20 protein-coding genes are annotated in these 25374 nt (G+C 60.0%); 14 read left to right on the forward strand and 6 right to left on the reverse strand.

Features of this window, described 5'->3' with window-relative positions; all coding sequences use genetic code 11:
* The first annotated feature begins 29 nt into the window (after positions 1-29).
* From pap to ACEN8Q_RS31110, 3 genes are all read left to right on the forward strand, one after another.
* Entirely contained in the window at positions 30-1553 is a 1524-nt protein-coding gene (gene pap / locus ACEN8Q_RS31100; RefSeq protein WP_413422736.1) for a polyphosphate:AMP phosphotransferase, read from the forward strand.
* Between the two features lie 102 nt (positions 1554-1655).
* Complete coding sequence (locus ACEN8Q_RS31105; protein ID WP_413704209.1) at positions 1656-2840, forward strand: thiolase family protein; 1185 nt, start codon at positions 1656-1658, stop codon at positions 2838-2840.
* Between the two features lie 251 nt (positions 2841-3091).
* Positions 3092-4051, forward strand: coding sequence for a DMT family transporter (locus ACEN8Q_RS31110; protein WP_413425531.1), 960 nt, complete (start codon positions 3092-3094; stop codon positions 4049-4051).
* 117 nt (positions 4052-4168) lie between these two features.
* Here the strand turns inward: ACEN8Q_RS31110 and ACEN8Q_RS31115 are convergent, their stop codons facing one another.
* The gene (locus ACEN8Q_RS31115; protein WP_413425533.1) at positions 4169-5563 is read right to left on the reverse strand and encodes a class II fumarate hydratase; all 1395 of its coding nucleotides are present in this window, start codon (positions 5561-5563) and stop codon (positions 4169-4171) included.
* A 191-nt stretch (positions 5564-5754) separates the two neighbouring features.
* Between ACEN8Q_RS31115 and ACEN8Q_RS31120 the strand changes: the two genes are divergently transcribed.
* The 7 genes from ACEN8Q_RS31120 (at position 5755) to ACEN8Q_RS31150 (ending at position 13568) form a co-directional block, all read left to right on the forward strand.
* On the forward strand, positions 5755-6279 hold the full coding sequence (locus ACEN8Q_RS31120) for a DUF2059 domain-containing protein (protein WP_057400307.1): 525 nt from the start codon (positions 5755-5757) through the stop codon (positions 6277-6279).
* A gap of 12 nt (positions 6280-6291) precedes the next feature.
* A complete protein-coding gene (locus ACEN8Q_RS31125) occupies positions 6292-6591 on the forward strand; it encodes a BolA family protein (protein ID WP_413425535.1) in 300 nt (99 codons plus the stop codon).
* A 102-nt stretch (positions 6592-6693) separates the two neighbouring features.
* Positions 6694-7635: a rhodanese-related sulfurtransferase gene (locus ACEN8Q_RS31130; protein ID WP_057400305.1), complete on the forward strand. Its 942-nt coding sequence runs from the start codon at positions 6694-6696 to the stop codon at positions 7633-7635.
* A gap of 36 nt (positions 7636-7671) precedes the next feature.
* A complete protein-coding gene (locus tag ACEN8Q_RS31135; protein WP_413425593.1) occupies positions 7672-8274 on the forward strand; it encodes a DsbA family protein in 603 nt (200 codons plus the stop codon).
* Complete coding sequence (locus tag ACEN8Q_RS31140; RefSeq protein WP_413704210.1) at positions 8267-10084, forward strand: ABC transporter ATP-binding protein; 1818 nt, start codon at positions 8267-8269, stop codon at positions 10082-10084. Before ACEN8Q_RS31135 ends, ACEN8Q_RS31140 begins: the two co-directional genes overlap by 8 nt.
* Before the next feature lie 186 nt (positions 10085-10270).
* Complete coding sequence (locus ACEN8Q_RS31145) at positions 10271-12730, forward strand: EAL domain-containing protein (protein WP_413425540.1); 2460 nt, start codon at positions 10271-10273, stop codon at positions 12728-12730.
* Between the two features lie 76 nt (positions 12731-12806).
* On the forward strand, positions 12807-13568 hold the full coding sequence (locus ACEN8Q_RS31150; RefSeq protein WP_413704211.1) for a TenA family transcriptional regulator: 762 nt from the start codon (positions 12807-12809) through the stop codon (positions 13566-13568).
* 133 nt (positions 13569-13701) lie between these two features.
* On the opposite strand, the gene ACEN8Q_RS31155 is transcribed toward ACEN8Q_RS31150, so the two are convergent.
* From ACEN8Q_RS31155 to ACEN8Q_RS31175, 5 genes are all read right to left on the reverse strand, one after another.
* Positions 13702-14628 carry a GGDEF domain-containing protein gene (locus ACEN8Q_RS31155; RefSeq protein ID WP_413704212.1) on the reverse strand — a complete coding sequence of 309 codons (927 nt, stop codon included), beginning with the start codon at positions 14626-14628 and terminating at the stop codon, positions 13702-13704.
* Positions 14629-15008: 380 nt separating this feature from the next.
* Positions 15009-15749, reverse strand: coding sequence for a YciK family oxidoreductase (locus ACEN8Q_RS31160; protein WP_160385982.1), 741 nt, complete (start codon positions 15747-15749; stop codon positions 15009-15011).
* A gap of 153 nt (positions 15750-15902) precedes the next feature.
* Positions 15903-16574, reverse strand: coding sequence for an N-acetylmuramic acid 6-phosphate phosphatase MupP (gene mupP, locus ACEN8Q_RS31165; RefSeq protein WP_413704213.1), 672 nt, complete (start codon positions 16572-16574; stop codon positions 15903-15905).
* A 4-nt stretch (positions 16575-16578) separates the two neighbouring features.
* Entirely contained in the window at positions 16579-17277 is a 699-nt protein-coding gene (ubiG, locus tag ACEN8Q_RS31170; protein ID WP_008017781.1) for a bifunctional 2-polyprenyl-6-hydroxyphenol methylase/3-demethylubiquinol 3-O-methyltransferase UbiG, read from the reverse strand.
* A gap of 58 nt (positions 17278-17335) precedes the next feature.
* Positions 17336-18670, reverse strand: coding sequence for a TRZ/ATZ family hydrolase (locus ACEN8Q_RS31175; protein WP_413425549.1), 1335 nt, complete (start codon positions 18668-18670; stop codon positions 17336-17338).
* A gap of 108 nt (positions 18671-18778) precedes the next feature.
* On the opposite strand from ACEN8Q_RS31175, the gene mtnA reads away from it, so the two are divergent.
* The 4 genes from mtnA (at position 18779) to pheA (ending at position 25373) form a co-directional block, all read left to right on the forward strand.
* Positions 18779-19855 carry an S-methyl-5-thioribose-1-phosphate isomerase gene (mtnA, locus tag ACEN8Q_RS31180; protein ID WP_413425551.1) on the forward strand — a complete coding sequence of 359 codons (1077 nt, stop codon included), beginning with the start codon at positions 18779-18781 and terminating at the stop codon, positions 19853-19855.
* Between the two features lie 446 nt (positions 19856-20301).
* On the forward strand, positions 20302-22956 hold the full coding sequence (gene gyrA, locus ACEN8Q_RS31185; RefSeq protein ID WP_413425553.1) for a DNA gyrase subunit A: 2655 nt from the start codon (positions 20302-20304) through the stop codon (positions 22954-22956).
* 237 nt (positions 22957-23193) lie between these two features.
* Positions 23194-24279, forward strand: coding sequence for a 3-phosphoserine/phosphohydroxythreonine transaminase (gene serC, locus ACEN8Q_RS31190; RefSeq protein WP_413704214.1), 1086 nt, complete (start codon positions 23194-23196; stop codon positions 24277-24279).
* Positions 24279-25373 carry a prephenate dehydratase gene (gene pheA / locus ACEN8Q_RS31195; protein ID WP_007939916.1) on the forward strand — a complete coding sequence of 365 codons (1095 nt, stop codon included), beginning with the start codon at positions 24279-24281 and terminating at the stop codon, positions 25371-25373. Before serC ends, pheA begins: the two co-directional genes overlap by 1 nt.
* The last annotated feature ends 1 nt before the right edge of the window (position 25374 follow it).

Below are 25374 nucleotides of genomic sequence, written 5' to 3' on the forward strand. Positions count from 1 at the left end.
GCTTGCTCACATCTGCAAGGGAGCCGCTCATGTTTGAATCTGCTGAAATCGATCACGCCATCGACAAAGACATCTATGACGCCGAAGTACCGGCCCTGCGCGAAGCGTTGCTCGAAGCGCAATTCGAATTGCAGCAGCAACGCCGGTTTCCGGTGATCGTTTTGATCAACGGCATCGAAGGCGCCGGCAAGGGCGAGACGATCAAGTTACTCAACGAGTGGATGGACCCGCGCCTGATCGAGGTTCGCACGTTTGATCAGCAGACCGACGAAGAGCTGGCGCGGCCACCGGCCTGGCGTTACTGGCGGATGCTCCCGGCCAAGGGCCGCATGGGGATTTTCTTCGGCAACTGGTACAGCCAGATGCTGCAGGGACGGGTCCATGGCGAGTTCAAGGATCCGCGACTCGACCAGGCGATCAATGCCGCCGAGCGTCTGGAAAAGATGCTGTGCGATGAAGGTGCGCTGATCTTCAAGTTCTGGTTTCACCTCTCCAGGAAGCAAATGAAGGCACGCCTCAAGGCGCTGGCCGACGACCCGCTGCACAGTTGGCGCATCAGCCCGCTGGACTGGCAACAGTCGCAAACCTACGACAAATTCGTGAAGTACGGCGAGCGCGTCCTGCGCCGCACCAGTCGCGACTATGCACCATGGCATGTGATCGCCGGGGCGGATGCACATTATCGCAGCCTGGCCGTGGGGCGCATTCTGCTGGAGGGGCTGCACGGTGCATTGCAGCGGCCGACGATCCATCCGGAAAAGGTCAGCGCCGCGCCAGTGTTCCCCAGTGTCGATCAAGTGAACCTGCTTGACAGCCTGGACCTGACCCTGCAGCTGGACAAGGAAGATTACGAAGAACAACTGATCACCGAACAGGCGCGGTTCTCCGGGTTGATGCGTGACAAACGCATGCGCCGCCATGCGTTGGTGGCGGTGTTCGAGGGCAACGACGCGGCCGGCAAGGGCGGGGCGATCCGCCGGGTAGCGGCAGCGCTGGATCCGCGCCAGTACAGCATCGTGCCGATTGCTGCGCCCACCGAAGAAGAGCGGGCGCAACCGTACCTGTGGCGTTTCTGGCGGCACCTTCCGGCCCGGGGCAAGTTCACCGTGTTCGACCGCTCCTGGTATGGCCGGGTGCTGGTGGAGCGCATCGAAGGTTTCTGCAGTCCGGCAGACTGGTTGCGCGCCTACAGTGAGATCAACGACTTCGAGGAACAGGTTACCGACGCCGGTGTGATAGTGGTCAAGTTCTGGCTGGCCATCGACAAACAGACGCAACTGGAGCGCTTCCAGGAACGCGAGGAAATTTCCTTCAAGCGCTTCAAGATCACCGAGGACGACTGGCGCAACCGTGAAAAATGGGACGACTATCGTGCGGCCGTCGGCGACATGGTCGACCGTACCAGCACCGAGATTGCGCCATGGACTCTGGTGGAAGCCAACGACAAGCGTTGGGCGCGGGTCAAAGTCTTGCGCACCATCAACCGGGCACTGGAGGAGGCTTTTGAAAAATCCGACCGGCATGAACGCAAGAAGGGCAAGGGCAAGGATTGAGGCGATGGTTGCGCATACGCGGGGTGAATGATTGTCGCAGCCGGTAATTGGGTGGGCTTATGCTCGGTCCACTCTCAACCGATAACAACAATGAGGTATGCCATGCGTGAAGTGGTGATTGTCGACAGCGTACGGACCGGCCTGGCCAAATCCTTTCGCGGTAAATTCAATATGACCCGCCCGGACGACATGGCGGCCCATTGTGTGAACGCGTTGTTGGCGCGCACCGGTATCGACCCTGCCAGCGTCGAGGACTGCATCGTTGGCGCCGGTTCCAACGAAGGTGCCCAGGGCTTCAACATCGGTCGCAACGTCGCAGTGCTGTCGCGCCTGGGCATCGGCACGGCTGGCATGACCCTCAATCGTTTCTGTTCCTCGGGCTTGCAGGCGATCGCCATTGCCGCGAACCAGATCGCCTCGGGTTGCAGCGACATCATCGTCGCCGGTGGCGTCGAGTCCATCAGCCTGACCATGAAAAGCGTCAACACCGATAACCTGATCAACCCGCTGCTCAAGGAGCAGGTGCCGGGCATCTACTTCCCGATGGGCCAGACCGCTGAGATCGTTGCCCGTCGCTACAACGTCAGCCGCGAAGAACAGGATCTGTACGCCCTGCAAAGCCAGCAACGCACCGCCCAGGCGCAGGCTGCCGGCCTGTTCAGCGACGAAATCGTGCCGATGGCGGTGAAATACCAGGTCGAGGACAAGGCCACGGGCCAAGTGCAGATTCTCGACGGCGTTGTCGATCGCGACGACTGCAACCGCCCTGATACCACCCTGGAAAGTCTGGCCGGGTTGAAACCGGTGTTCGCCGACGATGGCTCGGTGACGGCCGGCAACTCCTCGCAACTGTCGGACGGCGCGTCCATGACCCTGGTGATGAGCCTGGAAAAAGCCCTGGAACTGGGGCTCAAGCCCAAGGCCTTCTTCCGTGGTTTTACCGTGGCCGGTTGCGCGCCGGACGAGATGGGCATCGGCCCGGTGTTTTCGGTGCCGAAACTGCTCAAGGCCAATGGCTTGCGGATTGACGACATCGACTTGTGGGAACTCAACGAAGCGTTCGCCTCGCAGTGCCTGTACAGCCGTAACCGGCTGGAAATCGACAACGCCCGGTACAACGTCAACGGTGGGTCGATTTCCATCGGTCACCCGTTCGGCATGACCGGATCGCGCCAGGTCGGGCATCTCGTTCGCGAATTGCAGCGACGCAACCTGCGTTACGGTATCGTCACCATGTGCGTGGGTGGCGGGATGGGGGCTACGGGGTTGTTTGAGGCGGTGAGGTAAACCCCGGTTTTTGCGTTGTCTGCCAGATAGCTTTCGCGAGCAAGCCCGCTCCCACAGTGTTCAGCGGCGATCACTAATCTTGTGCACGCCACAAAACCTGTGGGAGCGGGCTTGCTCGCGAATGCAGACGCCGCGGTCTTTCACATTACGACCCACACAGTTTCATTCGCGGCCAGCCCGAAACTGTCCCTGTGTACGCCACCGCTGCGGGCCTAGAATGACGGCTCCTGTATTTTGGCATTGGGGTTCGCATGCACATTTCATCGGGTCGCTGGGTCTACGGTCTGTTCCTGGCCTTGTTGACCGCGTTGTTGTGGGGAATCCTGCCGATCAAGCTCAAGCAGGTATTGCTGGTGATGGACCCGGTGACGGTGACCTGGTTTCGCCTGATGGTGTCCGGCGGCTGTCTGTTCATTTACCTGGCTGCGACAAAACGCCTGCCCAGCCGAAAGGTGCTTGGCCCGCGTGGGGGCTGGCTGGTGCTGATGGCGGTGCTCGGCCTGGTGGGCAATTACGTGTTGTATCTGATGGGGCTCAACCTGCTCAGTGCCGGCACGGCGCAACTGGTGGTGCAGATGGGGCCGATCATGCTGCTGATTGCCAGTGTGTTTGTGTTCAAGGAACGCTTCAGCCTGGGACAGGGGATTGGCCTGCTGGTGCTGCTGATCGGTTTTGCGCTGTTTTTCAACCAGCGCTTGAGTGAACTGCTCACATCGTTGACCGATTACACCGCCGGGGTGCTGCTGGTGTTGCTGGCGTCCACGGTCTGGACCTTCTATGCCCTGGGGCAAAAGCAATTGCTGACGGTGTGGAATTCGCTGCAGGTGATGATGGTGATCTACCTGTTTTGCGCGCTGCTGTTAACGCCGTGGGTGCATCCGCTCGAAGCCTTGCAATTGAACCCGTTGCAGGGTTGGCTGCTGCTGGCGTGCTGCCTCAACACCCTGATTGCCTATGGCGCGTTTGCCGAGGCCCTGGCCCATTGGGAAGCCTCCCGGGTCAGCGCGACGCTGGCCATCACGCCGTTGGTGACCTTTGCGGCGGTTGCCATGGCTGCATGGCTGTGGCCCGACTATGTGCATGCCGAGACGATCAATGGTTTGGGTTACGGCGGCGCGGTGCTGGTGGTGCTGGGATCGGCGCTAGTGGCGTTGGGGCCGTCGCTGATTGCCGGGTTGCGGGCGCGAAAGGCCAAAATGGTCATTGGCTGAGTATTTTCGCCGAACCCTTCGCGAGCAAGCCCGCTCCCACAGGGATCTGATGTGTGACATAGATCCAATGTGGGAGCGGGCTTGCTCGCGAAGACTGACTGTCAGACGCTACAAAACTCAGCCCTTGGCCCCAGCCTCCAGCATGTTCTCCGGCCTTACCCACGCATCGAACTCTTCGTCGGTCAGATACCCGAGCTGCAACGCCGCCTCGCGCAGGGTCAGTCCTTCGCTGTAGGCCTTCTTGGCGATCTCCGCCGATTTGTCATAGCCAATGTGCGGGTTGAGCGCCGTTACCAGCATCAGGCCACGCTCCAGGTGTTCAGCCATTTTTTCCGCATCCGGCTCCAGACCGGCCACGCAATGCTGCTGGAAGTTGCTGCAGCCATCACCCAGCAAACGGATCGATTGCAGCAGGTTATGGATGATCACCGGTTTGAACACGTTCAGCTGCAAGTGGCCCTGACTGGCTGCAAAGCCGATGGCGACGTCGTTGCCCAATACCTGGCAGGCCAGCATCGACAAGGCTTCGCACTGGGTCGGGTTGACCTTGCCCGGCATGATCGAACTGCCCGGTTCATTGGCCGGCAACTTGACTTCGGCGAAGCCGGCACGCGGACCGGAGCCCAGCAGGCGCAGGTCATTGGCAATTTTCATCAGGGTCACGGCGAGGGTTTTCAGCGCGCCGGACAACGTGGTCAAAGGCTCATGACCGGCCAGTGCGGCGAACTTGTTCGGCGCGGTAATAAACGGCAAACCGGAGAGGGCGGCCAGTTCCGCGGCGATGGCTTCACCGAAGCCGTGGGGTGAATTCAGCCCCGTGCCGACCGCCGTTCCGCCCTGGGCCAGCTCGCAGACCGCGGGCAGTGCGCTGCGGATCGCCCGCTCGGCGTAATCGAGTTGCGCGACGAAGGCCGAGATTTCCTGGCCGAAGCTGATCGGTGTCGCATCCATCATGTGGGTGCGGCCGGTCTTGACCAGTTTCATATGGCGGGCGGACAGCTCGGCCAGCCCGCCGGACAGTTCGCTGATCGCCGGCAGCAAGTGCTGTTGCACGGCCTGGGCGGCCGCGATGTGCATGGCGGTGGGGAAACAGTCGTTGGAACTCTGGGAGCGATTGACGTGATCGTTGGGGTGCACCGGGGACTTGCCGCCGCGCGGGTTGCCGGCCAGCTCGTTGGCGCGACCGGCGATCACTTCGTTGACGTTCATGTTGCTCTGGGTGCCGCTGCCGGTTTGCCAGACCACCAGCGGAAACTGGTCGTCGTGGTCGCCGGCGAGCACTTCGTCGGCCGCCTGCTCGATCAGACGGGCGATATCGGCGGGTACGTCGCCGTTACGATCATTGACCCGTGCCGCGGCTTTCTTGATCAGCGCCAGGGCATGCAACACTGCCAGCGGCATGCGTTCGTTGCCAATGGCGAAGTTGACCAGCGAGCGTTGCGTCTGAGCGCCCCAATAGGCTTCATCCGGGACTTCAACCTCGCCGAGGCTGTCGGTTTCGATACGGCTCATCTTGCTCACTCCTGTAGGTCCGATTGCGCAGTTTAGGCCGTGCTCGACGACCGTGGTTCCATCAGTCTGGATTTGACCATTCAACCCCTCTAAATCAAGTGCGACAAGGCTTGGGGTTGAGCGACACACTTTTTTAGGCGCAGAATGGACGCCCTTGGGGTCTTACCTCGCCAGCTAGAATAGGAAACTCGATGACTCGTCTTCGTGCCATCTGTACCGCCGTTGCTTTGGTCTGCGCCAGCGGCCAGGTTCTTGCCGACACCGCCAGCCATAACGCCAGTGCCGAGGCTTTCCTGACCATGGCGCACGCTGACAAACTGGGCACCCCGGTGTACATGCAAGTACAGCAGATGTTTGCCCAGCGTTTCGAACAGACCAAAGCTCCCGAGTCGAAAAAAGCCTTGCTGGAAACCTACCAGGCCAAGGCCAAGGCCGCTCTGGACCAAGCCATTGGCTGGAACAAGCTGAAGCCGGACATGATCAACCTCTACACCACCAACTTCACCGAGTCCGAGCTCAAGGACCTGGTTGCGTTCTACCAGTCGCCACTGGGCAAGAAAGTCCTGGAAAAAATGCCCCAGCTGACCCAGCAATCGGCCCAGATGACCCAGGCCAAGCTGGAAAGCGCGGTGCCTGTGGTCAACAAGCTGCTGGCTGACATGACCGCCGAGCTGACGCCGAAAGATGCGGCCGCTCCAGCCAAGAAAAAGCCTTAAGCGGAGTACGGTATGACCATGCAACAACGCATCGAATCGACGCTGGCCTTGCTTCAGCCGGAGCATCTGCAGGTGCTGGATGAGAGCCACATGCACAGCCGCGGGTTACAGACCCACTTCAAGGCTGTGGTCGTCAGCACACAGTTCGAAGGCCTGAACCGGGTCAAGCGCCACCAGAAAGTCTACGCCACGCTCGGCGAGCTGATGGGCGAGTTCCATGCGTTGGCGCTGCATACCTACACGCCGGAGGAATGGGCCCGGATCGACGCGGCCCCGGCCTCGCCGACCTGTGCCGGCGGCAGCAAGCACTAAGCACCGGTTTTTTGTTAGAATGCCCAACGCGCCGCTAACCCGGCGCGTTTTTTTTCGCATCCGGTTCACCCCTTACGAGGGTAGCCACCTGGAGATTTACCCATGACACAACAGATTGTCGTGGCGGCACTGTATAAGTTCGTCACCCTGGAAGATTACGTCGCCCTGCGCGAGCCACTGCTGCAAGCGATGGTCGACAACGGCATCAAAGGCACGCTGCTGATTGCCGAAGAAGGCATCAACGGCACCGTGTCCGGTAGCCGCGAAGGCATTGACGGGCTGATGGCCTGGCTCAAGAACGACCCGCGCATGGACGACATCGACCACAAAGAGTCGTACTGCGACGAACAGCCGTTCTACCGCACCAAAGTCAAACTCAAGAAAGAAATCGTCACCCTCGGCGTGGAAGGCGTGGACCCGAACAAAAAGGTCGGCACCTACGTTGATCCGCAAGACTGGAACGCGCTGATCAGCGACCCGGAAGTACTGTTGATCGACACGCGTAACGATTACGAAGTCTCGATCGGTACCTTCGAAGGCGCCATCGACCCGAAAACCACCAGTTTTCGCGAATTTCCCGACTACATCAAAGCCAACTTCGACCCGGCCGTGCACAAGAAGGTCGCGATGTTCTGCACCGGTGGCATCCGTTGCGAGAAAGCGTCGAGCTACATGCTCAGCGAGGGTTTTGGTGAGGTCTACCACCTCAAGGGCGGCATCCTGAAGTACCTCGAAGAGGTGCCGCAGGAAGAAACCAAATGGCAAGGCGACTGCTTTGTGTTCGACAACCGCGTGACGGTGCGCCATGACCTGAGCGAAGGCGACTACGATCAATGTCATGCCTGCCGCACGCCGGTCAGCGTGGAAGACCGCGCGTCCGAGCACTACGTGGCCGGCATCAGTTGCCCGCATTGCTGGGATAAGCTGAGCGAGAAGACCCGTCGCAGCGCCATCGACCGGCAGAAACAGATCGAACTGGCCAAGGCTCGCAACCAGCCTCACCCGATCGGCTACAACTATAAGCAAGCATCCTCCGAGGCCTGAACCATGTCTGCGCGCCTGCTCTATGTGATGGACCCGATGTGTTCCTGGTGCTGGGGGTTCGCCCCGGTGGCCAAGGCGCTGGTCGAGCAGGCGCAAGCCGCAGGCGTGGATGTGCACCTGATCGTGGGAGGTTTGCGCACTGGCAGCGGTTCAGCGCTGGAACCGTCTACCCGTCGCTATATCCTTGAACATTGGCAGGCAGTCACCGAGGCCACCGGGCAGCCGTTCAAGCTCGAAGGCGCGTTGCCCGACGGCTTTGTCTATGACACTGAACCTGCCTGCCGGGCATTGGTGACGGCCCGCAGCCTGGCGCCGGATTGCGCGTGGAAACTGCTCGGGCTGATTCAGCACGCGTTTTATGCCCAGGGTCGCGACGTCACGCAGGCCAGCGTGTTGGTTGAGCTGGCGGAGCAGGCCGGTTTGCCACGCATCGAGTTCGCCGGTGCGTTCGACCGGGCCGATATGCACGCAGCCACCGCTGCCGATTTCACCTGGGTCCAGGACCTGGGCATTGCCGGTTTCCCCACCCTGCTGGCTGAGCGTAACGGCCAACTGGCGCTGTTGACCAATGGCTATCAGCCTTTGAGCGAGTTGTCCCCGCTGCTCGGCCGCTGGCTGGAGCGTGCTGCCTGTGCATGACCTGCCCGACGATGTCGCTACCGCTAAACGTGTCGACCGCCTGAGCTGGGCGGAAATCCGCCGCCTGGCCCTGCATCACAAGAAATCCCTGTGGATCGCCAACGGCGTGGCCGTGCTGGCGACCTTGTGCAGCGTGCCGATTCCCTTGCTCCTGCCGTTGCTGGTGGACGAGGTATTGCTGGGGCACGGTGATGCCGCGCTGAAGATCATGAACCACGCGCTGCCCGAAGGCTGGCAGAAAGCCGCGGGCTACATCGGCCTGATGTTGCTGGTGACCTTGACCCTGCGTTGCACGGCGTTGCTGTTCAACGTGGTGCAGGCGAAATTGTTCGCCGGGTTGGCCAAGGACATCGTCTACCGCATTCGCATACGCCTGATCGAACGGCTCAAGCGTATCTCGCTGGGTGAATACGAAAGCCTGGGCAGCGGCACGGTGACCACGCATCTGGTCACCGACCTCGACACGCTGGACAAATTCGTCGGTGAAACCCTCAGCCGTTTCCTCGTGGCCATGCTGACCCTGGTTGGCACTGCCGGCATCCTGATGTGGATGCACTGGAAACTGGCGCTGCTGATTCTGTTGTTCAACCCTTTGGTGATCTACGCCACGGTGCAGTTGGGCAAGCGGGTCAAGCACCTGAAGAAACTCGAGAACGACAGCACTTCGCGCTTTACCCAGGCGCTGACCGAAACGCTGGATGCCATCCAGGAAGTTCGCGCCGGCAACCGTCAGGGGTTTTTCCTCGGGCGCCTGGGCCAGCGTGCCCGGGATGTGCGCGATTATGCGGTGAATTCGCAGTGGAAAACCGACGCATCGAACCGGGCCAGCGGATTGCTGTTCCAGTTCGGCATCGATATTTTCCGGGCTGCGGCGATGCTCACGGTGTTGTTCTCCGACCTGTCCATCGGCCAGATGCTCGCGGTGTTCAGCTACCTGTGGTTCATGATCGGTCCGGTGGAACAACTGCTGAACCTGCAATACGCCTACTACGCTGCCGGCGGTGCACTGTCGCGGATCAACGAACTGCTGTCCCGCGCCGACGAACCCGAGTACCCGGGCGGAGTCGACCCGTTCATCGGTCGCGAAACCGTCGGGATCGAGGTTCAGGGCTTGAGCTTCGGCTACGGTGACGAACTGGTGCTGAGCCAGATGAATCTTTCCATCGCTCCCGGCGAAAAAGTCGCGATCGTCGGCGCCAGCGGCGGCGGCAAGAGCACTCTGGTGCAACTGCTGCTGGGCTTGTACACGCCCTTGGCCGGGACCATTCGTTTTGGTGGTTCGACCCAGCAAGAGATCGGCCTGGAAACCGTGCGGGAAAATGTCGCTGTGGTCCTGCAACACCCGGCGCTGTTCAACGACACCATCCGGGCCAACCTGACCATGGGTCGTGAACGCAGTGACGAGGCCTGCTGGCAGGCACTGGAAATCGCCCAACTGCACAACACGGTCCGGGATTTGCCCAATGGCCTGGACAGCATCGTCGGGCGCTCCGGCGTGCGTTTATCTGGCGGGCAGCGCCAGCGCTTGGCCATTGCACGGATGGTGCTGGCCGAACCGAAAGTGGTGATCCTCGACGAAGCGACTTCGGCGCTGGATGCCGCCACCGAGTACAACCTGCACCAGGCACTGGCGCGGTTCCTGAGCAACCGCACCACGTTGATCATTGCTCACCGTCTTTCGGCGGTAAAACAGGCCGACCGGGTGCTGGTGTTCGATGGCGGGCAGATCGCAGAGGATGGCGATCATCAGCAACTGATTGCCGACGGTGGACTGTACGCCAAGCTTTATGGTCATTTGCAGCGGTTGTAGCGAGACGACATCAAGGTTGCAGGGCGCCACTTCAAAACTAAAAAAACATCATCGCGACCGAACTCGATGGCCGCGATACTCCCTCCCGGCATAGCTTATCGCTTGCCGGGACCGGAATCGCAACCTAGTCTAGCTAAAGCGATTTCGTCCGGAAGACGAGCTAGCGGTGCTAAATCAAGGGACCTCATGAATCAAACGCGGACTCTCGGAACGCCACGGTTGTTGGGCATCGTCTGGCCATTTATCGCCGTTGTGTTGTTTCAAGCCTTGTTGGGCGGCGTTAGCCTTTATGTGCTGTCGGCGGTTCGCGGCTATGTTGCCGGCGAAAGCCTCTGGTCCAAGGGCCAGAAAGACGCCATCTATTACCTCAATCTCTACGCCGACAGTGGCGACGAAGCGATTTTTCATAAATACCAGAACGCCATTTCCGTGCCTCAGGGCGGGCATGAGTTGCGTGTGGCGCTGGATAGTCAGCCGCCGGACATCGAGGCCGCACGTGTGGCGATCCTCAAGGGCGGCAATCATCCTGACGATGTCGCCAGCCTGATTTGGCTGTACCTCAACTTTCGTCACTTCAGTTACCTCGAAAAAGCCATCGACCTCTGGACCGTGGGTGATGCCTATCTGGTCCAACTCGATGGCGTTGCGCGGGACATGCATCAGCACATCACCTCCAGCCCGGCCTCCGGTGCGGATGTGCAGCGCTGGAAGGAGCAGATTTTCGCCATCAACGACGGCGTGACGCCGGCGGCGAAGGCATTCAGCGATGCCCTGGGTGAAGGCTCGCGGATGATTCTGCGTCTGTTGTTGGTGACGAATCTGGCCACCGCCCTGGGCCTGATTGCATTGGCCTTGATGCGCACTCGTAAGCTGCTCAAGCAGCGTCATGCCTTCGCCGATGCACTGCAACTGGAGAAGGAGCGGGCGCAGATCACCCTGCAATCAATTGGCGACGGCGTGATCACCACGGACGTTTCCGGTGCTATTGCCTACATGAATCCGGCGGCCGAGGCGTTGACCCACTGGAAGGCCGAGCAGGCGACAGGATTGCCGCTGGCGGCGCTGTTCAACCTGCTGGATGAAAATGCGCAGACCGATGGTTTCACCCTGATCGAGCATATTCTCAGCGGCCAGCTAAGTGGCGGCAGTGAGCACTCAAGGCTGATTCAGCGCCTGGACGGCAGCACGGTGTCGGTCACATTGGTGGGTGCGCCAATCCGCAATGCTGGCAAAGTCAGCGGGACGGTGCTGGTGCTGCATGACATGACCCAGGAGCGGCAATACATCGCCAATCTGTCGTGGCAGGCGACCCACGATGCCTTGACCGGGCTCGCCAACCGCCGCGAGTTCGAATATCGCCTGGAGCAGGCGCTGCACAACCTGACCCGCTACCCGGGGCGACATGCCCTGATGTTCCTCGATCTGGATCAATTCAAACTGGTCAACGATACCTGCGGTCACGCGGCGGGCGATGAATTGTTGCGGCATATCTGTGCCTTGTTGCAATCGGGGCTGCGCGAAGGCGATACCCTGGCGCGCCTTGGCGGCGACGAGTTCGGCATCCTGCTGGAGAACTGCGCACCGGAAGCAGCGGAGAAAATTGCCGAGAGCCTGCGCCAGACTGTGCAGAATCTGCATTTTGTCTGGAAGGGCCGGCCTTTCGTCACCACTGTCAGTATCGGGCTGGTCCATGTCGCGCAGAATCCGACGACGCTCGAAGCCTCGCTGCGTGCTGCCGACATGGCGTGCTACATGGCCAAGGAAAAGGGCCGGAACCGGGTCCAGGTCTATCATCCGGATGACTCGGAGTTGTCCCTGCGCTTCGGCGAAATGGCCTGGGTGCAGCGTTTGCACATGGCGCTGGAGGAGGACCGCTTTTGCCTGTACGCCCAGGAAATTGCCCCCTTGGGCCATATCGGTCAGGACGGCGGGCACATTGAAATTCTGCTGCGATTGCACGATGAAGCCGGGCGGATGATCTTGCCCGACAGTTTCATACCGGCTGCCGAGCGTTATGGCTTGATGATCTCGCTTGATCGTTGGGTTGTGCAGAACGTGTTCAAGATCATTGCCCAATGCCGGACCGGGCAAGACCATGGACCGTTGGCCATGTGTGCGATCAATCTGTCAGGCACGACGATCGGGGATGAGGCGTTCCTGGATTTCCTGCGCCAACAGTTTGTGACGTATTCGATTCCGCCTGAAATGATTTGTTTTGAAATTACCGAGACCAGTGCTATTTCAAATCTTGGCAGCGCCATCCGATTCATTAATGAACTCAAAGGCTTAGGATGCCATTTTTCACTGGATGATTTTTGTGCCGGAATGTCCTCATTCGCGTATCTGAAACATTTGCCTGTAGACTTCCTGAAGATCGACGGGAGTTTCGTAAAGGATATGCTGGACGACCCGATTAACCGAGCCATGGTCGAAGTGATCAACCATATCGGTCATGTCATGGGTAAGCGCACGATTGCCGAGTTTGTCGAATCGCCCCAGATCGAGCAGGCATTGCTTGAGATCGGGGTGGATTACGCTCAAGGGTATGTGATTGAACGCCCGCATCTGTTTACCAGCGATAGCTTGCTGAGTCGTCCCGCCAGGCCCCAACCGATATTGTTCAAGGCGCCTGGCACGTTCCGTTGAAACTCCTGCCGGTCTTACAATCACAATCAAAAGGAGCTCGACAGTGATCGACACATTCAACCGAACCGGACCGCTCATGGAAGCTGCAAGTTATCCTGCCTGGGCCCAGCGCCTGATCCAGGATTGCAGCGAGAGCAAGCGCCGGGTTGTCGAACACGAACTGTACCAACGCATGCGAGACAACAGACTCAGTGCGAAGACCATGCGCCAGTACCTGATCGGTGGCTGGCCGGTGGTCGAACAGTTCGCGTTGTATATGGCACAAAACCTGACCAAGACCCGCTTTGCCCGTCATCCCGGCGAAGATATGGCCCGCCGCTGGCTGATGCGTAATATCCGCGTCGAATTGAACCACGCCGATTACTGGGTGCACTGGAGTCGCGCGCACGGTGTCAGCCTGGAAGACCTGCAGGCACAGCAGGTTGCGCCGGAGCTTCACGCCTTGAGCCATTGGTGTTGGCACACCAGTTCAGCCGACTCGCTGATCGTGGCGATTGCCGCCACCAACTACGCCATCGAAGGGGCGACCGGGGAATGGTCGGCGATCGTTTGTTCCAACGGTATCTACGCCGCCTCGTTCCCCGAGGAAGATCGCAAGCGGGCGATGAAGTGGCTGAAGATGCACGCCCAGTACGACGATGCCCATCCATGGGAAGCCCTGGAAATCATTTGCACATTGGCGGGCACCAACCCGAGCAAATCCCTGCAGATGGAGTTACGCCAGGCTGTTTGCAAGAGCTACGACTACATGTACCTGTTTCTTGAGCGTTGCATGCAGTTGGAGCACGCAGAGAGAGCGCCGGTCTTTCGTGAACGGATGGCACTGGTTGAGAGCTGATTCAACGTCTGCTTGAAAACTGTGGGAGCGGGCTTGCTCGCGAAGGCGGAATATCAGTGACATCCATGCCACCTGATACACCGCCTTCGCGAGCAAGCCCGCTCCCACATTGTCTTGTGTCGTGGCGAATGGCTCAGCCCGCCATCTCCAGCCGGTTACGACCTTCGCGCTTGGCCACATACAGCGCGCTGTCTGCCCGTCGCAACAGGCTTTCGGCAGACTCGCCGGGCAACAGGGTCGAACAGCCGAGGCTGACCGTCAGCAAGATCGTATGAGCATCGGCCAGGTATTCTTCAGACTGCACTGCAAACCGCAGCCGTTCACCGACCATGGCCGCGGCCTCGCGGCTGGTGTTCGACAGCAGGATCAGGAACTCTTCACCGCCATAGCGGAACACCATGTCCACGTTGCGCAACTGATGTTTGATCGAGGCAGCGACCGCCTTGAGCACGTGATCGCCAGTGCTGTGGCCATGGATGTCATTGACTTGCTTGAAATGATCGATGTCCAGCATCAGCACCGACAACGGTTGCAGATGGCGCCGGGACAGCTCGATTTCCCTTTGCAGCGTCTGGTCCATGGCGATGCGGTTACCGGTGCCCGTCAATGGGTCGCGCAGTGCGCTTTGGGTGGCGGTACGGTAAAGCAGCGCGTTGCGCATCGGGAAAAGCAGCGCGGCCAGCAGTGATTCGAGATGACCCTGTTCCTGTTCGCTGAAACGCTGATTGCGGCGAAAAACCAGCTCGCCCAAGTGCTCGCCTTCGTGACTGAGGCTGTAACTGATGGAATGGTGGCCGCGCTGGCCAAACTCCAGGCGCAGGTCGCTGTTCTTGTGTTGGTAGATCAAGGCGTCCAGCGGCACCAATCGTTGAATCTCGCGATAGAACGTTCCGAGAATGCGTTGCGGCTCCAGACTGGTTTGCAGCTGCAGGCTCAGTTGCTGGCGCATTTGCGCAAGGCTGACAGGCCTTTCCAGAATAGGCGGCTGCTGACCAAAGCCCAGGCGCTGCAATTTGGCGCTATCGAAGTCAATTGCGTTGGTCTGGGAGGGTGGTTTCATAAGGCGTGCGCCCCTAAGCAGTAAGGCTGTCTTACAAGCAGGGTGAGAGCGGCTTAGGGCTGCGCGTCGTACTGGTCCGTCAGTCCCGTAGGACATTTCGTACAAGTTTAATCCGCTTTGTGGAAGATGAGTAACGTCTGCACTCAAGCTTCACCCCCTCGTCTGCTTTCACGTTGCGTGTTTGAGCAAACTTAGAGCGAAAGTCGTGCCATTCGGATCATCTGGATAAAATACGTATTAAATCAATCGGTTGTTGTTTGACTTTGGCCTGTAAGGCGATACGTGTGACGTTTGATTGACAGGTGCCTGGCCTGAATTGGAGGGGCTTCAAGTGCCGCGGCGGGAAGCCGGCGCGGCAACAAAAAAGCGACGTGCGGTCGTTACTGGGCGTCGAACGCCTGGCCATTGATGCCGGTGCTGTCCGGGCCCATCAGGTAAAGGTAGACCGGCATGATCTCCTCGGGCGTCGGGTTGTTCAGTGGGTTTTCGCCCGGGTAGGCCTGGGCGCGCATACTGGTGCGGGTAGCGCCCGGGTTGATGCTGTTGGAACGTACCGGGGCCACGGTGTCGACTTCGTCAGCCAGGGTTTGCATCAGGCCTTCGGTGGCGAATTTGGAGACGCCGTAAGCGCCCCAATACGCACGTCCCTTGCGGCCGACGCTGCTGGAAGTGAACACCACCGAGGCATCCTGCGACAGCTTGAGCAGCGGCAGCAGCGTGCTGGTGAGCATGAACATGGCATTGACATTGACTTGCATGACGCGCATGAAGTTTTCGCCGGACAACTGTTCGATCGGCGTGCGCGGGCCAATGATCGAAGCGTTGTGCAACAAGCCGTCGAGATGACCGAATTCGGTTTCGATCATCGCAGCCAGCTCATCGTATTGATGGGGCAGGGCGGTTTCCAGGTTGAACGGGATTACCGCCGGTTGTGGATGGCCGGCGGCTTCGATTTCGTCGTAGACCTGGGACAGGTTGGCTTCTGTCTTGCCCAGCAGCAGCACGGTTGCGCCGTGGGCCGCGTAGGTTTTCGCCGCTGCGGCGCCGATGCCGCGACCGGCGCCGGTGACCAGAATGACCCGATCCTTGAGCAGTTCGGGGCGGGCGGAATAATCAAACATAAAAACCTCGACAAATCAGAATAGGAGCGACGCGATCCTTGTAGGAGCGAACATGCTCGCGATGGTCGTCAACGATTACGCGACAAGCCTGACAAACTGCGGCGTTCTCGGGTTTTTCGCGAGCAAGCCCGCTCCTGCAAAAAGCGGTTCGGCTTAGCAGCTACACAGGGCGCTATCGAGCACCTTGCGCAATTCCAACGGATGATCGACCACCACATCCGCCCCCCAATGCCGCGGGTTGTCATCCGGGTGGATATAGCCAAAGGTCACCGCAGCCGTCTTGGTGCCGGCATCGCGGCCCGACTCGATGTCGCGCAAGTCATCACCTACGAACAGCACGCTGGCCGGGTCTAGGTCGAGCATCTTGCACGCGAGGATCAGTGGCTCTGGATCGGGTTTGCTGTTCTTCACGTGATCCGGGCAGATCAGCAGCGCCGAACGCTCGGCCAGCCCCAGTTGCTGCATGATCGGCTCGGCAAACCGCAGTGGCTTGTTGGTGACCACGCCCCAGATCAGGTTGGCTTTCTCGATATCGGCGAGCAATTCAGCCATGCCGTCGAACAGCTTGCTGTGAACGGCACAACCCACGAGGTAGCGCTCCAGGAACTCCTGGCGCAATTCCTCGAAGCCCGGCGATTCCGGGTCCATGGCGAAGGTCACGGCGACCATTGCCCGGGCGCCGCCGGAAATCTCGTCGCGGATGTGCTTGTCGTTCATCGGTGGCAATCCGCGGTCGGCACGCATCGCCTGGCAGATCGCAATGAAGTCCGGCGCGGTGTCGAGCAGGGTGCCGTCCATGTCGAAAAGAACTGCTCTGATTGGCATCGGCTTACTCCTCGCGCAGGGTCTGGATCATGTAATTGACGTCCACGTCTGAGGCCAGCTTGTAGTGCTTGGTCAGCGGGTTGTAGGTCAGGCCGATGATGTCCTTGACGGTCAGGCCGGCCATGCGGCTCCAGGCACCGAGCTCGGAAGGGCGGATGAATTTCTTGAAGTCGTGGGTGCCGCGCGGCAGCAACTTCATGATGTATTCGGCGCCGACGATGGCGAACAGGTACGCCTTCGGGTTGCGGTTGATGGTCGAGAAGAACACCTGGCCGCCGGGCTTGACCATGCGGAAGCAGGCGCGGATGACCGACGACGGATCCGGCACGTGCTCGAGCATTTCCAGGCAGGTGACCACGTCGAACTGCTCGGGCATTTCCTCGGCCAGGGCTTCGGCGGTGATCTGCCGGTATTCGACGTTGACGCCCGACTCCAGTTGATGCAACTGGGCAACCGCCAACGGCGCTTCACCCATATCGATACCCATGACGGTCGCGCCGCGCTGGGCCATGGCTTCGCTGAGGATGCCGCCGCCGCAACCGACGTCGAGGACCTTTTTACCGGCCAGATTGACCCGCTCGTCAATCCAGTTGACTCGCAGCGGGTTGATGTCGTGCAGCGGTTTGAATTCGCTTTCGCGGTCCCACCAGCGATGGGCCAGGGCTTCGAATTTGGCGATTTCGGCGTAGTCGACGTTGCTCATGGTTTAAGTCCTCTAAAACTTGAAAATTCCTGTTGCCCCGGATTGTGCTCCAGGGTGCTTACGATTCGGTACGGCCGCTGATGCGCTTGCCCCAATTCTTCGCAGCAGCGCCTAGCTGTTGTTCATCGAGGCGTGTCAGGCGACGGTCATCGAGCAACTGCTTGCCGGCAACCCAAAGGTGTTTCACGCAGTCGCGGCCGGTGGCGTATATAAGCTGCGAAACCGGGTCGTAGACCGGTTGCTGGGCCAGGCCGGAAAGGTCGAAAGCCACCATGTCCGCCGCCTTGCCGATTTCCAGTGAGCCGACGTCGGCCTCGATACCCAGTGCCCGGGCGCCGTTGAGAGTGGCCATGCGCAAGGCACGATGGGCATCCAGCGCGGTAGCCGAGCCGGCGACAGCCTTGGCCAGCAAGGCCGCGGTGCGGGTTTCGCCGAGCAGGTCCAGGTCATTGTTGCTCGCCGCGCCATCGGTGCCGACTGCGACATTCACCCCGGCCTGCCACAAACGCTCGACCGGGCAGAACCCGCTGGCCAGCTTCAGGTTCGACTCCGGGCAATGAATCACATTGCTGTTGCTTTCTACCAGCAGCGCCAGGTCTTCATCGCTGATCTGGGTCATGTGAACCGCCTGGAAGCGCGGCCCCAACAAGCCCAGGCGCGCCAGGCGGGCCAGTGGGCGTTCACCGCGCTGCTCGACCGATTGCTGCACTTCGAAAGCGGTTTCATGCACGTGCATGTGGATCGAGGCGTCCAGTTCTTCGGCGATCACCCGGATTTTTTCCAGGTTTTCGTCGCCTACGGTGTAGGGTGCATGGGGACCGAAAGTGATTTTGATGCGCTCGTGGTGCTTGAGATCGCCAAACAGTTCGACGCCCTGACGAATGGCTTCATCCGCGGTAGCGGCGCCCGGAATGGGGAAGTCGAGGATCGGAATCGCGATCTGCGCGCGAATGCCGCTGTTGTGCACGCGCTCGCTGGCAACCTTCGGGAAGAAATACATGTCAGAGAAACAGGTGATGCCGCCTTTGATCTGTTCGGCGATGGCCAGGTCGGTGCCGTCGCGTACGAATGATTCATCGACCCACTTGGCTTCGGCTGGCCAGATGTGATTTTCCAGCCAGGTCATCAATGGCAGGTCATCGGCCAGGCCACGGAACAGCGTCATCGCCGCGTGCCCGTGGGCATTGATCAGGCCGGGGCTGAGCAACATGTCGGGCAATTCGCGGGTTTCGCTTGAGTTAAGCTTCAGAGCGGCGGAACGTGGGCCGATAAACACGATGCGTCCATCACGGATGCCCACGCCATGTTCTTTGAGGACAACACCAGCGGGTTCGACGGGTACCAGCCAGGTCGGCAGCAATAACAGGTCGAGCGCAGCGGCAGTGTTCGGCATCGAGGGTCGGTTCCAGTGCTTTTGTAAAGGATGGCGAAGTATACCCGAGCGTCTTCGCGGGGGGATCGCTATAATCGGCGGCTTTTGTTCATGAGTGCGGGGTGAGGGATGCGCGATCGACTGTTGGCTGCGGAAAAGGTAAAGGCCATCGATTGGCGTGATGGCGCTCTCCATCTGCTGGATCAGCGTATTTTGCCGTTCGAGGAAACCTGGATCGCCTACACCAGCGCAGCCGGTGTGGCCGAAGCCATTCGCTCGATGGTGGTGCGTGGCGCACCGGCCATCGGCATCAGTGCCGCCTATGGCATCGTGCTCGCGGCCCGTGCCCGGATTGCCGAAGGTGGCGACTGGTACGCCGCGCTGGAAGAGGATTTTGCGCTGCTGGCCGATTCCCGTCCCACTGCGGTCAATCTGTTTTGGGCGCTGGGGCGCATGCATGATCGGCTCGATCGCCTGAAAGACAATGCCGATCCGCTTGAGGTGCTGGAGGCCGAGGCCATCGCCATTCACGAAAGTGATCGCGAAGCCAATCTGACCATGGCGCAACTGGGTGTCGACCTGATCCGCAAGCATCAGGGCAACGCGCAGGCGATCCTGACCCACTGCAACACGGGTGCGCTGGCCACGGGCGGCTTTGGCACGGCGCTGGGGGTGATTCGTGGTGCATTCATCGAGGGCATGGTCGAGCAGGTCTATGTCGACGAAACCCGCCCATGGCTGCAGGGTTCGCGGCTGACCGCGTGGGAACTGGCCAATGAAGGCATTCCCGTGACCCTCAATGTCGATTCCGCCGCGGCGCATATCATGAAGACCAAGGGCCCTACCTGGGTCATCGTCGGCGCTGACCGGATCACTGCCAATGGCGACGTGGCCAACAAGATCGGTACCTATCAACTGGCCGTCAACGCCATGCACCACGGCGTGCGCTTCATGGTGGTGGCGCCGAGTTCGACCATCGACATGAACCTGGCCAGCGGCGATGACATTCCGATTGAGGAGCGTGATGGTCGCGAGTTGCTGGAGGTCGGTGGCAAGCGGGTGGGCGCGGATGTCGAAGCATTCAATCCGGTGTTCGATGTGACGCCGGCGGACCTGATCGATGCGATCGTCACTGAAAAAGGCATCGTCGAGCGTCCGGATACGGCGAAGATGGCTCAGTTGATGTGCCGCAAGCGCCTGCATTAAGGCTCTTTGGCGACAGATAAATTGTATTCGCGAGCAAGCCCGCTCCCACATTGGACCAAGTCGGTCGCAAAATTTGTATGCGACGCCGATCCGGTGTGGGAGCGGGCTTGCTCGCGAAGAGGTCCGCAAAGTCAACAAATCAGCCAGAATCGAGCCTGAAATCTGCATTCATCAAGCCTCTAAGCCCCTCTCGTCCTCTTCAAGCCTGTCATCGGTCAACTAACTACTCTCCATGCGCATCTAGGGGATAGGTGCGTGGCGGCTCTTGTGATAACATCCGGCGGTTTCCAGGGTTGCCCCAAGTGGCGACCCGTACTGCGCAGATCCATGGCATAACTCGTTGATTTGTCGTAAGTCGGTGCATGGCAATCAGCCTGTATCGGCGAGCTTCGTTGGTCCCATATGGATGTGACGAAGTTTCACCAGAAAAAGGAATCAGGCTTCTCATGGGCGAACTGGCCAAAGAAATCCTCCCGGTCAATATCGAAGACGAGCTGAAGCAGTCCTACCTCGACTACGCGATGAGCGTAATTGTCGGGCGGGCACTGCCGGATGCGCGCGATGGCTTGAAGCCCGTGCACCGGCGCGTGCTGTTCGCGATGAGCGAGCTGGGCAACGACTTCAACAAGCCGTACAAGAAATCTGCCCGTGTTGTCGGTGACGTGATCGGTAAGTATCACCCGCACGGTGATACCGCGGTGTACGACACCATCGTTCGGATGGCGCAGCCATTCTCCCTGCGCTACCTGCTGGTAGACGGCCAAGGCAACTTCGGTTCGGTGGACGGCGACAACGCCGCGGCCATGCGATACACCGAAGTGCGCATGACCAAGCTGGCGCACGAGCTGCTGGCTGACCTGCACAAGGAAACCGTGGACTGGGTGCCGAACTACGACGGCACCGAGATGATCCCGGCGGTCATGCCGACCCGTATTCCCAACCTGTTGGTCAACGGCTCCAGCGGTATCGCCGTGGGCATGGCGACCAACATTCCGCCGCACAACCTCGGTGAAGTCATCGACGGTTGCCTGGCGCTCATCGACAATCCCGAGCTGACCGTCGATGAACTGATGCAATACATTCCCGGTCCGGACTTCCCGACCGCCGCGATCATCAACGGTCGCGCCGGCATCATCGAAGCCTACCGCACCGGTCGCGGGCGCATTTACATGCGTGCCCGCTCGATGATCGAAGACATCGACAAGGTCGGTGGCCGTCAGCAGATCGTCATCACCGAACTCCCATACCAGCTGAACAAGGCGCGTCTGATCGAGAAGATCGCCGAGCTGGTCAAGGAGAAGAAGCTTGAAGGCATCACCGAGCTGCGCGACGAGTCCGACAAGGACGGTATGCGCGTCGTGATCGAGCTGCGTCGCGGCGAAGTGCCAGAGGTCATCCTCAACAACCTCTACGCCCAGACCCAGCTGCAAGCGGTGTTCGGTATCAACATCGTCGCGCTGATCGATGGCCGTCCGCGGATCCTGAACCTCAAGGATTTGCTGGAAGCCTTCGTCCGTCACCGTCGCGAAGTGGTTACCCGTCGTACCGTGTTCGAACTGCGCAAGGCGCGCGAGCGTGGTCACATCCTTGAAGGTCAAGCCGTTGCCCTGTCGAACATCGACCCGGTCATCGCCCTGATCAAGGCCTCGCCAACGCCGTCGGAAGCCAAGGAAGCGCTGGTCAGCACGCCTTGGGAGTCCTCGGCTGTGGTGGCGATGGTTGAACGTGCCGGCGCCGATTCGTGCCGTCCGGAAAACCTCGATCCGCAATACGGTCTGCGCGACGGCAAGTACTTCCTGTCGCCAGAACAGGCGCAAGCCATTCTGGAACTGCGTCTGCACCGCCTGACCGGTCTGGAACACGAAAAACTGCTGGCCGAGTATCAAGAGATCCTCAACCAGATCGGCGAGCTGATCCGCATCCTCAACAGCGCCACGCGCCTGATGGAAGTGATCCGCGAAGAGCTGGAAGTGATTCGCGCCGAATACGGCGACGTACGTCGTACCGAGATCCTCGATGCCCGACTCGACCTGACCCTGGGTGACATGATCCCGGAAGAAGAGCGCGTCGTGACCATTTCCCACGGTGGCTACGCCAAGACCCAGCCGCTGGCTGCGTACCAGGCCCAGCGTCGTGGTGGTAAAGGCAAGTCGGCGACCGGCGTCAAGGATGAGGACTACATCGCTCACCTGCTGGTTGCCAACAGCCACACCACGCTGCTGCTGTTCTCCAGCAAGGGCAAGGTGTACTGGCTGAAAACCTACGAAATCCCCGAGGCATCCCGCGCTGCCCGTGGTCGTCCGCTGGTCAACCTGCTGCCGCTGGACGACGGTGAGTACATCACCACCATGCTGCCGGTCGAGGAATACACCGAAGGTCACTACATCTTCATGGCCACCGCCAATGGCACCGTGAAGAAGACCCCGCTGGAATCCTTCAGCCGTCAACGCAGCGTCGGCCTGATCGCGCTGGAGCTGGACGAAGGCGACGTGCTGATTTCCGCGGCCATCACCGATGGCGAGCGCGAAGTGATGCTGTTCTCCGATGGCGGCAAGGTCACCCGCTTCAAGGAATCCGACGTTCGCGCCATGGGCCGTACCGCCCGCGGTGTGCGCGGCATGCGTCTGCCGGAAGGCCAGAAGCTGATTTCCATGCTGATCCCGGAAGAAGGCAGCCAGATCCTCACCGCTTCCGAGCGTGGTTTTGGCAAGCGCACGGCAATCACCGAGTTCCCTGAGTACAAGCGTGGCGGTCAGGGCGTTATCGCCATGGTCAGCAACGAGCGTAACGGCCGCCTGGTCGGTGCGGTTCAGGTGCTCGACGGCGAGGAAATCATGCTGATTTCCGACCAGGGCACCCTGGTGCGCACCCGTGTCGACGAAGTGTCCAGCCTGGGTCGTAACACCCAGGGCGTGACCCTGATCAAGCTGGCCAATGACGAAACGCTGGTCGGGCTGGAGCGGGTTCAGGAGCCGTCGGAAGTCGAGGGTGAAGAGCTGGAAGGCGAAGAGGGTGAAGGGTTTGTCGGTGAAGTCGTGATTGACGACGTTGCCGAAGACCAGCAACTCGACGCCGCCGCTGACGAAGAGCCACAAGAGTAAGTGGATATGAGGGGGCGGATGAAAATTCGCCCCCTTGTTGTTTGTGAGGTCCCCCTGTAGGAGCGAGCTCGCTCGCGATGGTCGTCAACGATGACGCGGGTTTTCTGATTAAACGCGGTGTCTTCAAGTCCATCGCGAGCAAGCTCGCTCCTACAGTTGATCGCTCCCATGCTATTGCGTGGGAGTGATCACGGCGTTTTTATTGCGTGATACCCCCAAATCAGAGCGAGATTGGATGTGAGCAAGAGAGCCTATAACTTCTGTGCCGGTCCTGCGGCGCTTCCCGAAGCTGTCCTGCAGCGCGCCCAGGGTGAACTCCTCGACTGGCACGGCAAGGGTCTGTCGGTCATGGAAATGAGCCATCGCAGTGATGAGTTCGTGTCCATCGCCACCAAGGCCGAGCAGGATCTGCGTGATCTGCTGAATATCCCCTCGAACTATAAAGTGCTGTTTCTGCAAGGTGGCGCCAGCCAGCAATTTGCTCAGATTCCTCTGAACCTGTTGCCGGAAAACGGCTCGGCCGACTATATCGATACCGGTATCTGGTCGCAGAAAGCCATCGAAGAAGCTTCGCGCTATGGCCACGTCAACGTAGCCGGCACCGCCAAGCCTTACGACTATTTCGCCATTCCCGGCCAGAACGAATGGAAGCTGTCGAAAGACGCGGCCTACGTCCACTACGCGCCGAACGAAACCATCGGCGGTCTGGAGTTCCAGTGGATTCCGGAGACCGGTGATGTTCCGCTGGTCGCCGACATGTCTTCGGACATCCTGTCGCGTCCGATCGATGTTTCGCGTTTCGGCATGATCTACGCCGGCGCCCAGAAAAACATCGGCCCGAGCGGTATCGTCGTCAACATCGTTCGCGAAGACCTGCTGGGCAAGGCTCGTTCCCTGTGCCCGACTATGCTCAACTATAAGATCGCGGCCGATAACGGTTCGATGTACAACACCCCGCCGACCCTGGCGTGGTATTTGTCCGGCCTGGTGTTCGAGTGGCTGAAGGAGCAGGGCGGCGTCGAGGCCATCGGCAAGCTCAACGAAGTCAAGCAGCGCACGCTGTATGGCTTCATCGATGCCAGCGGCCTGTACAGCAACCCGATCAACAAGTCGGACCGCTCGTGGATGAACGTGCCGTTCCGCCTGGCTGATGATCGTCTGGACAAGCCGTTCCTGGCCGGTGCCGACGAGCGTGGCCTGTTGAACCTCAAGGGCCACCGTTCGGTGGGCGGCATGCGCGCCTCCATCTATAACGCCGTCGACATCAACGCCGTCAGCGCGCTGGTTTCGTACATGGCAGAGTTCGAGAAGGAACACGGCTAATGTCTGAGCAAGAACTCAAGGCACTGCGCCTGCGCATTGATGCCCTGGACGAAAAGGTCCTGGAGCTGATCAGTGAGCGTGCGCGCTGCGCCCAGGAAGTCGCGCGAGTAAAGATGGCCTCGCTGGCCGAAGGCGAAGTGCCGGTGTTCTATCGTCCCGAGCGTGAAGCTCAGGTGCTCAAGCGTGTCATGGAGCGTAACCAGGGGCCGCTGGGCAACGAAGAGATGGCGCGGTTGTTCCGTGAAATCATGTCCTCCTGCCTGGCGCTCGAGCAGCCGCTTAAAGTGGCTTACCTCGGCCCTGAAGGCACCTTCACCCAGGCGGCGGCCATGAAGCACTTCGGCCACGCCGTGATCAGCAAGCCGATGGCGGCGATCGACGAGGTGTTCCGTGAAGTGGCGGCCGGTGCGGTGAACTTTGGCGTGGTGCCGGTGGAAAACTCCACCGAGGGCGCGGTCAACCACACCCTCGACAGCTTCCTCGAACACGACATGGTGATCTGCGGTGAAGTCGAGCTGCGTATCCACCATCACCTGTTGGTCGGTGAAAACACCAAGACCGACAGCATCAGCCGCATTTACTCCCACGCCCAGTCACTGGCGCAGTGCCGCAAGTGGCTGGACGCCCATTACCCGAATGTCGAACGCGTGGCGGTGTCCAGCAACGCTGAAGCGGCCAAGCGGGTCAAGGGTGAGTGGAACTCGGCGGCGATTGCCGGCGACATGGCGGCCGGTCTGTACGGGCTGACCCGTTTGGCCGAGAAGATCGAGGACCGCCCGGATAACTCCACGCGCTTCCTCATGATCGGCAACCAGGAAGTGCCGCCAACCGGCGACGACAAGACATCCATCATCGTTTCGATGAGCAATAAACCGGGTGCGCTTCATGAGCTGCTGGTGCCGTTCCACGACAACGGCATCGACCTGACACGAATCGAGACTCGACCATCGCGCAGCGGTAAATGGACCTACGTGTTCTTCATCGATTTCGTCGGTCATCATCGCGACCCGCTGGTCAAGGGTGTGCTGGAAAAGATCAGTCAGGAAGCAGTAGCACTCAAGGTGCTGGGTTCCTACCCGAAAGCAGTTCTCTAAG

Origin of the sequence: Pseudomonas sp. Pseusp16, assembly GCF_047324915.1 — a bacterium.
Lineage (GTDB): Bacteria > Pseudomonadota > Gammaproteobacteria > Pseudomonadales > Pseudomonadaceae > Aquipseudomonas > Aquipseudomonas fluorescens_CD.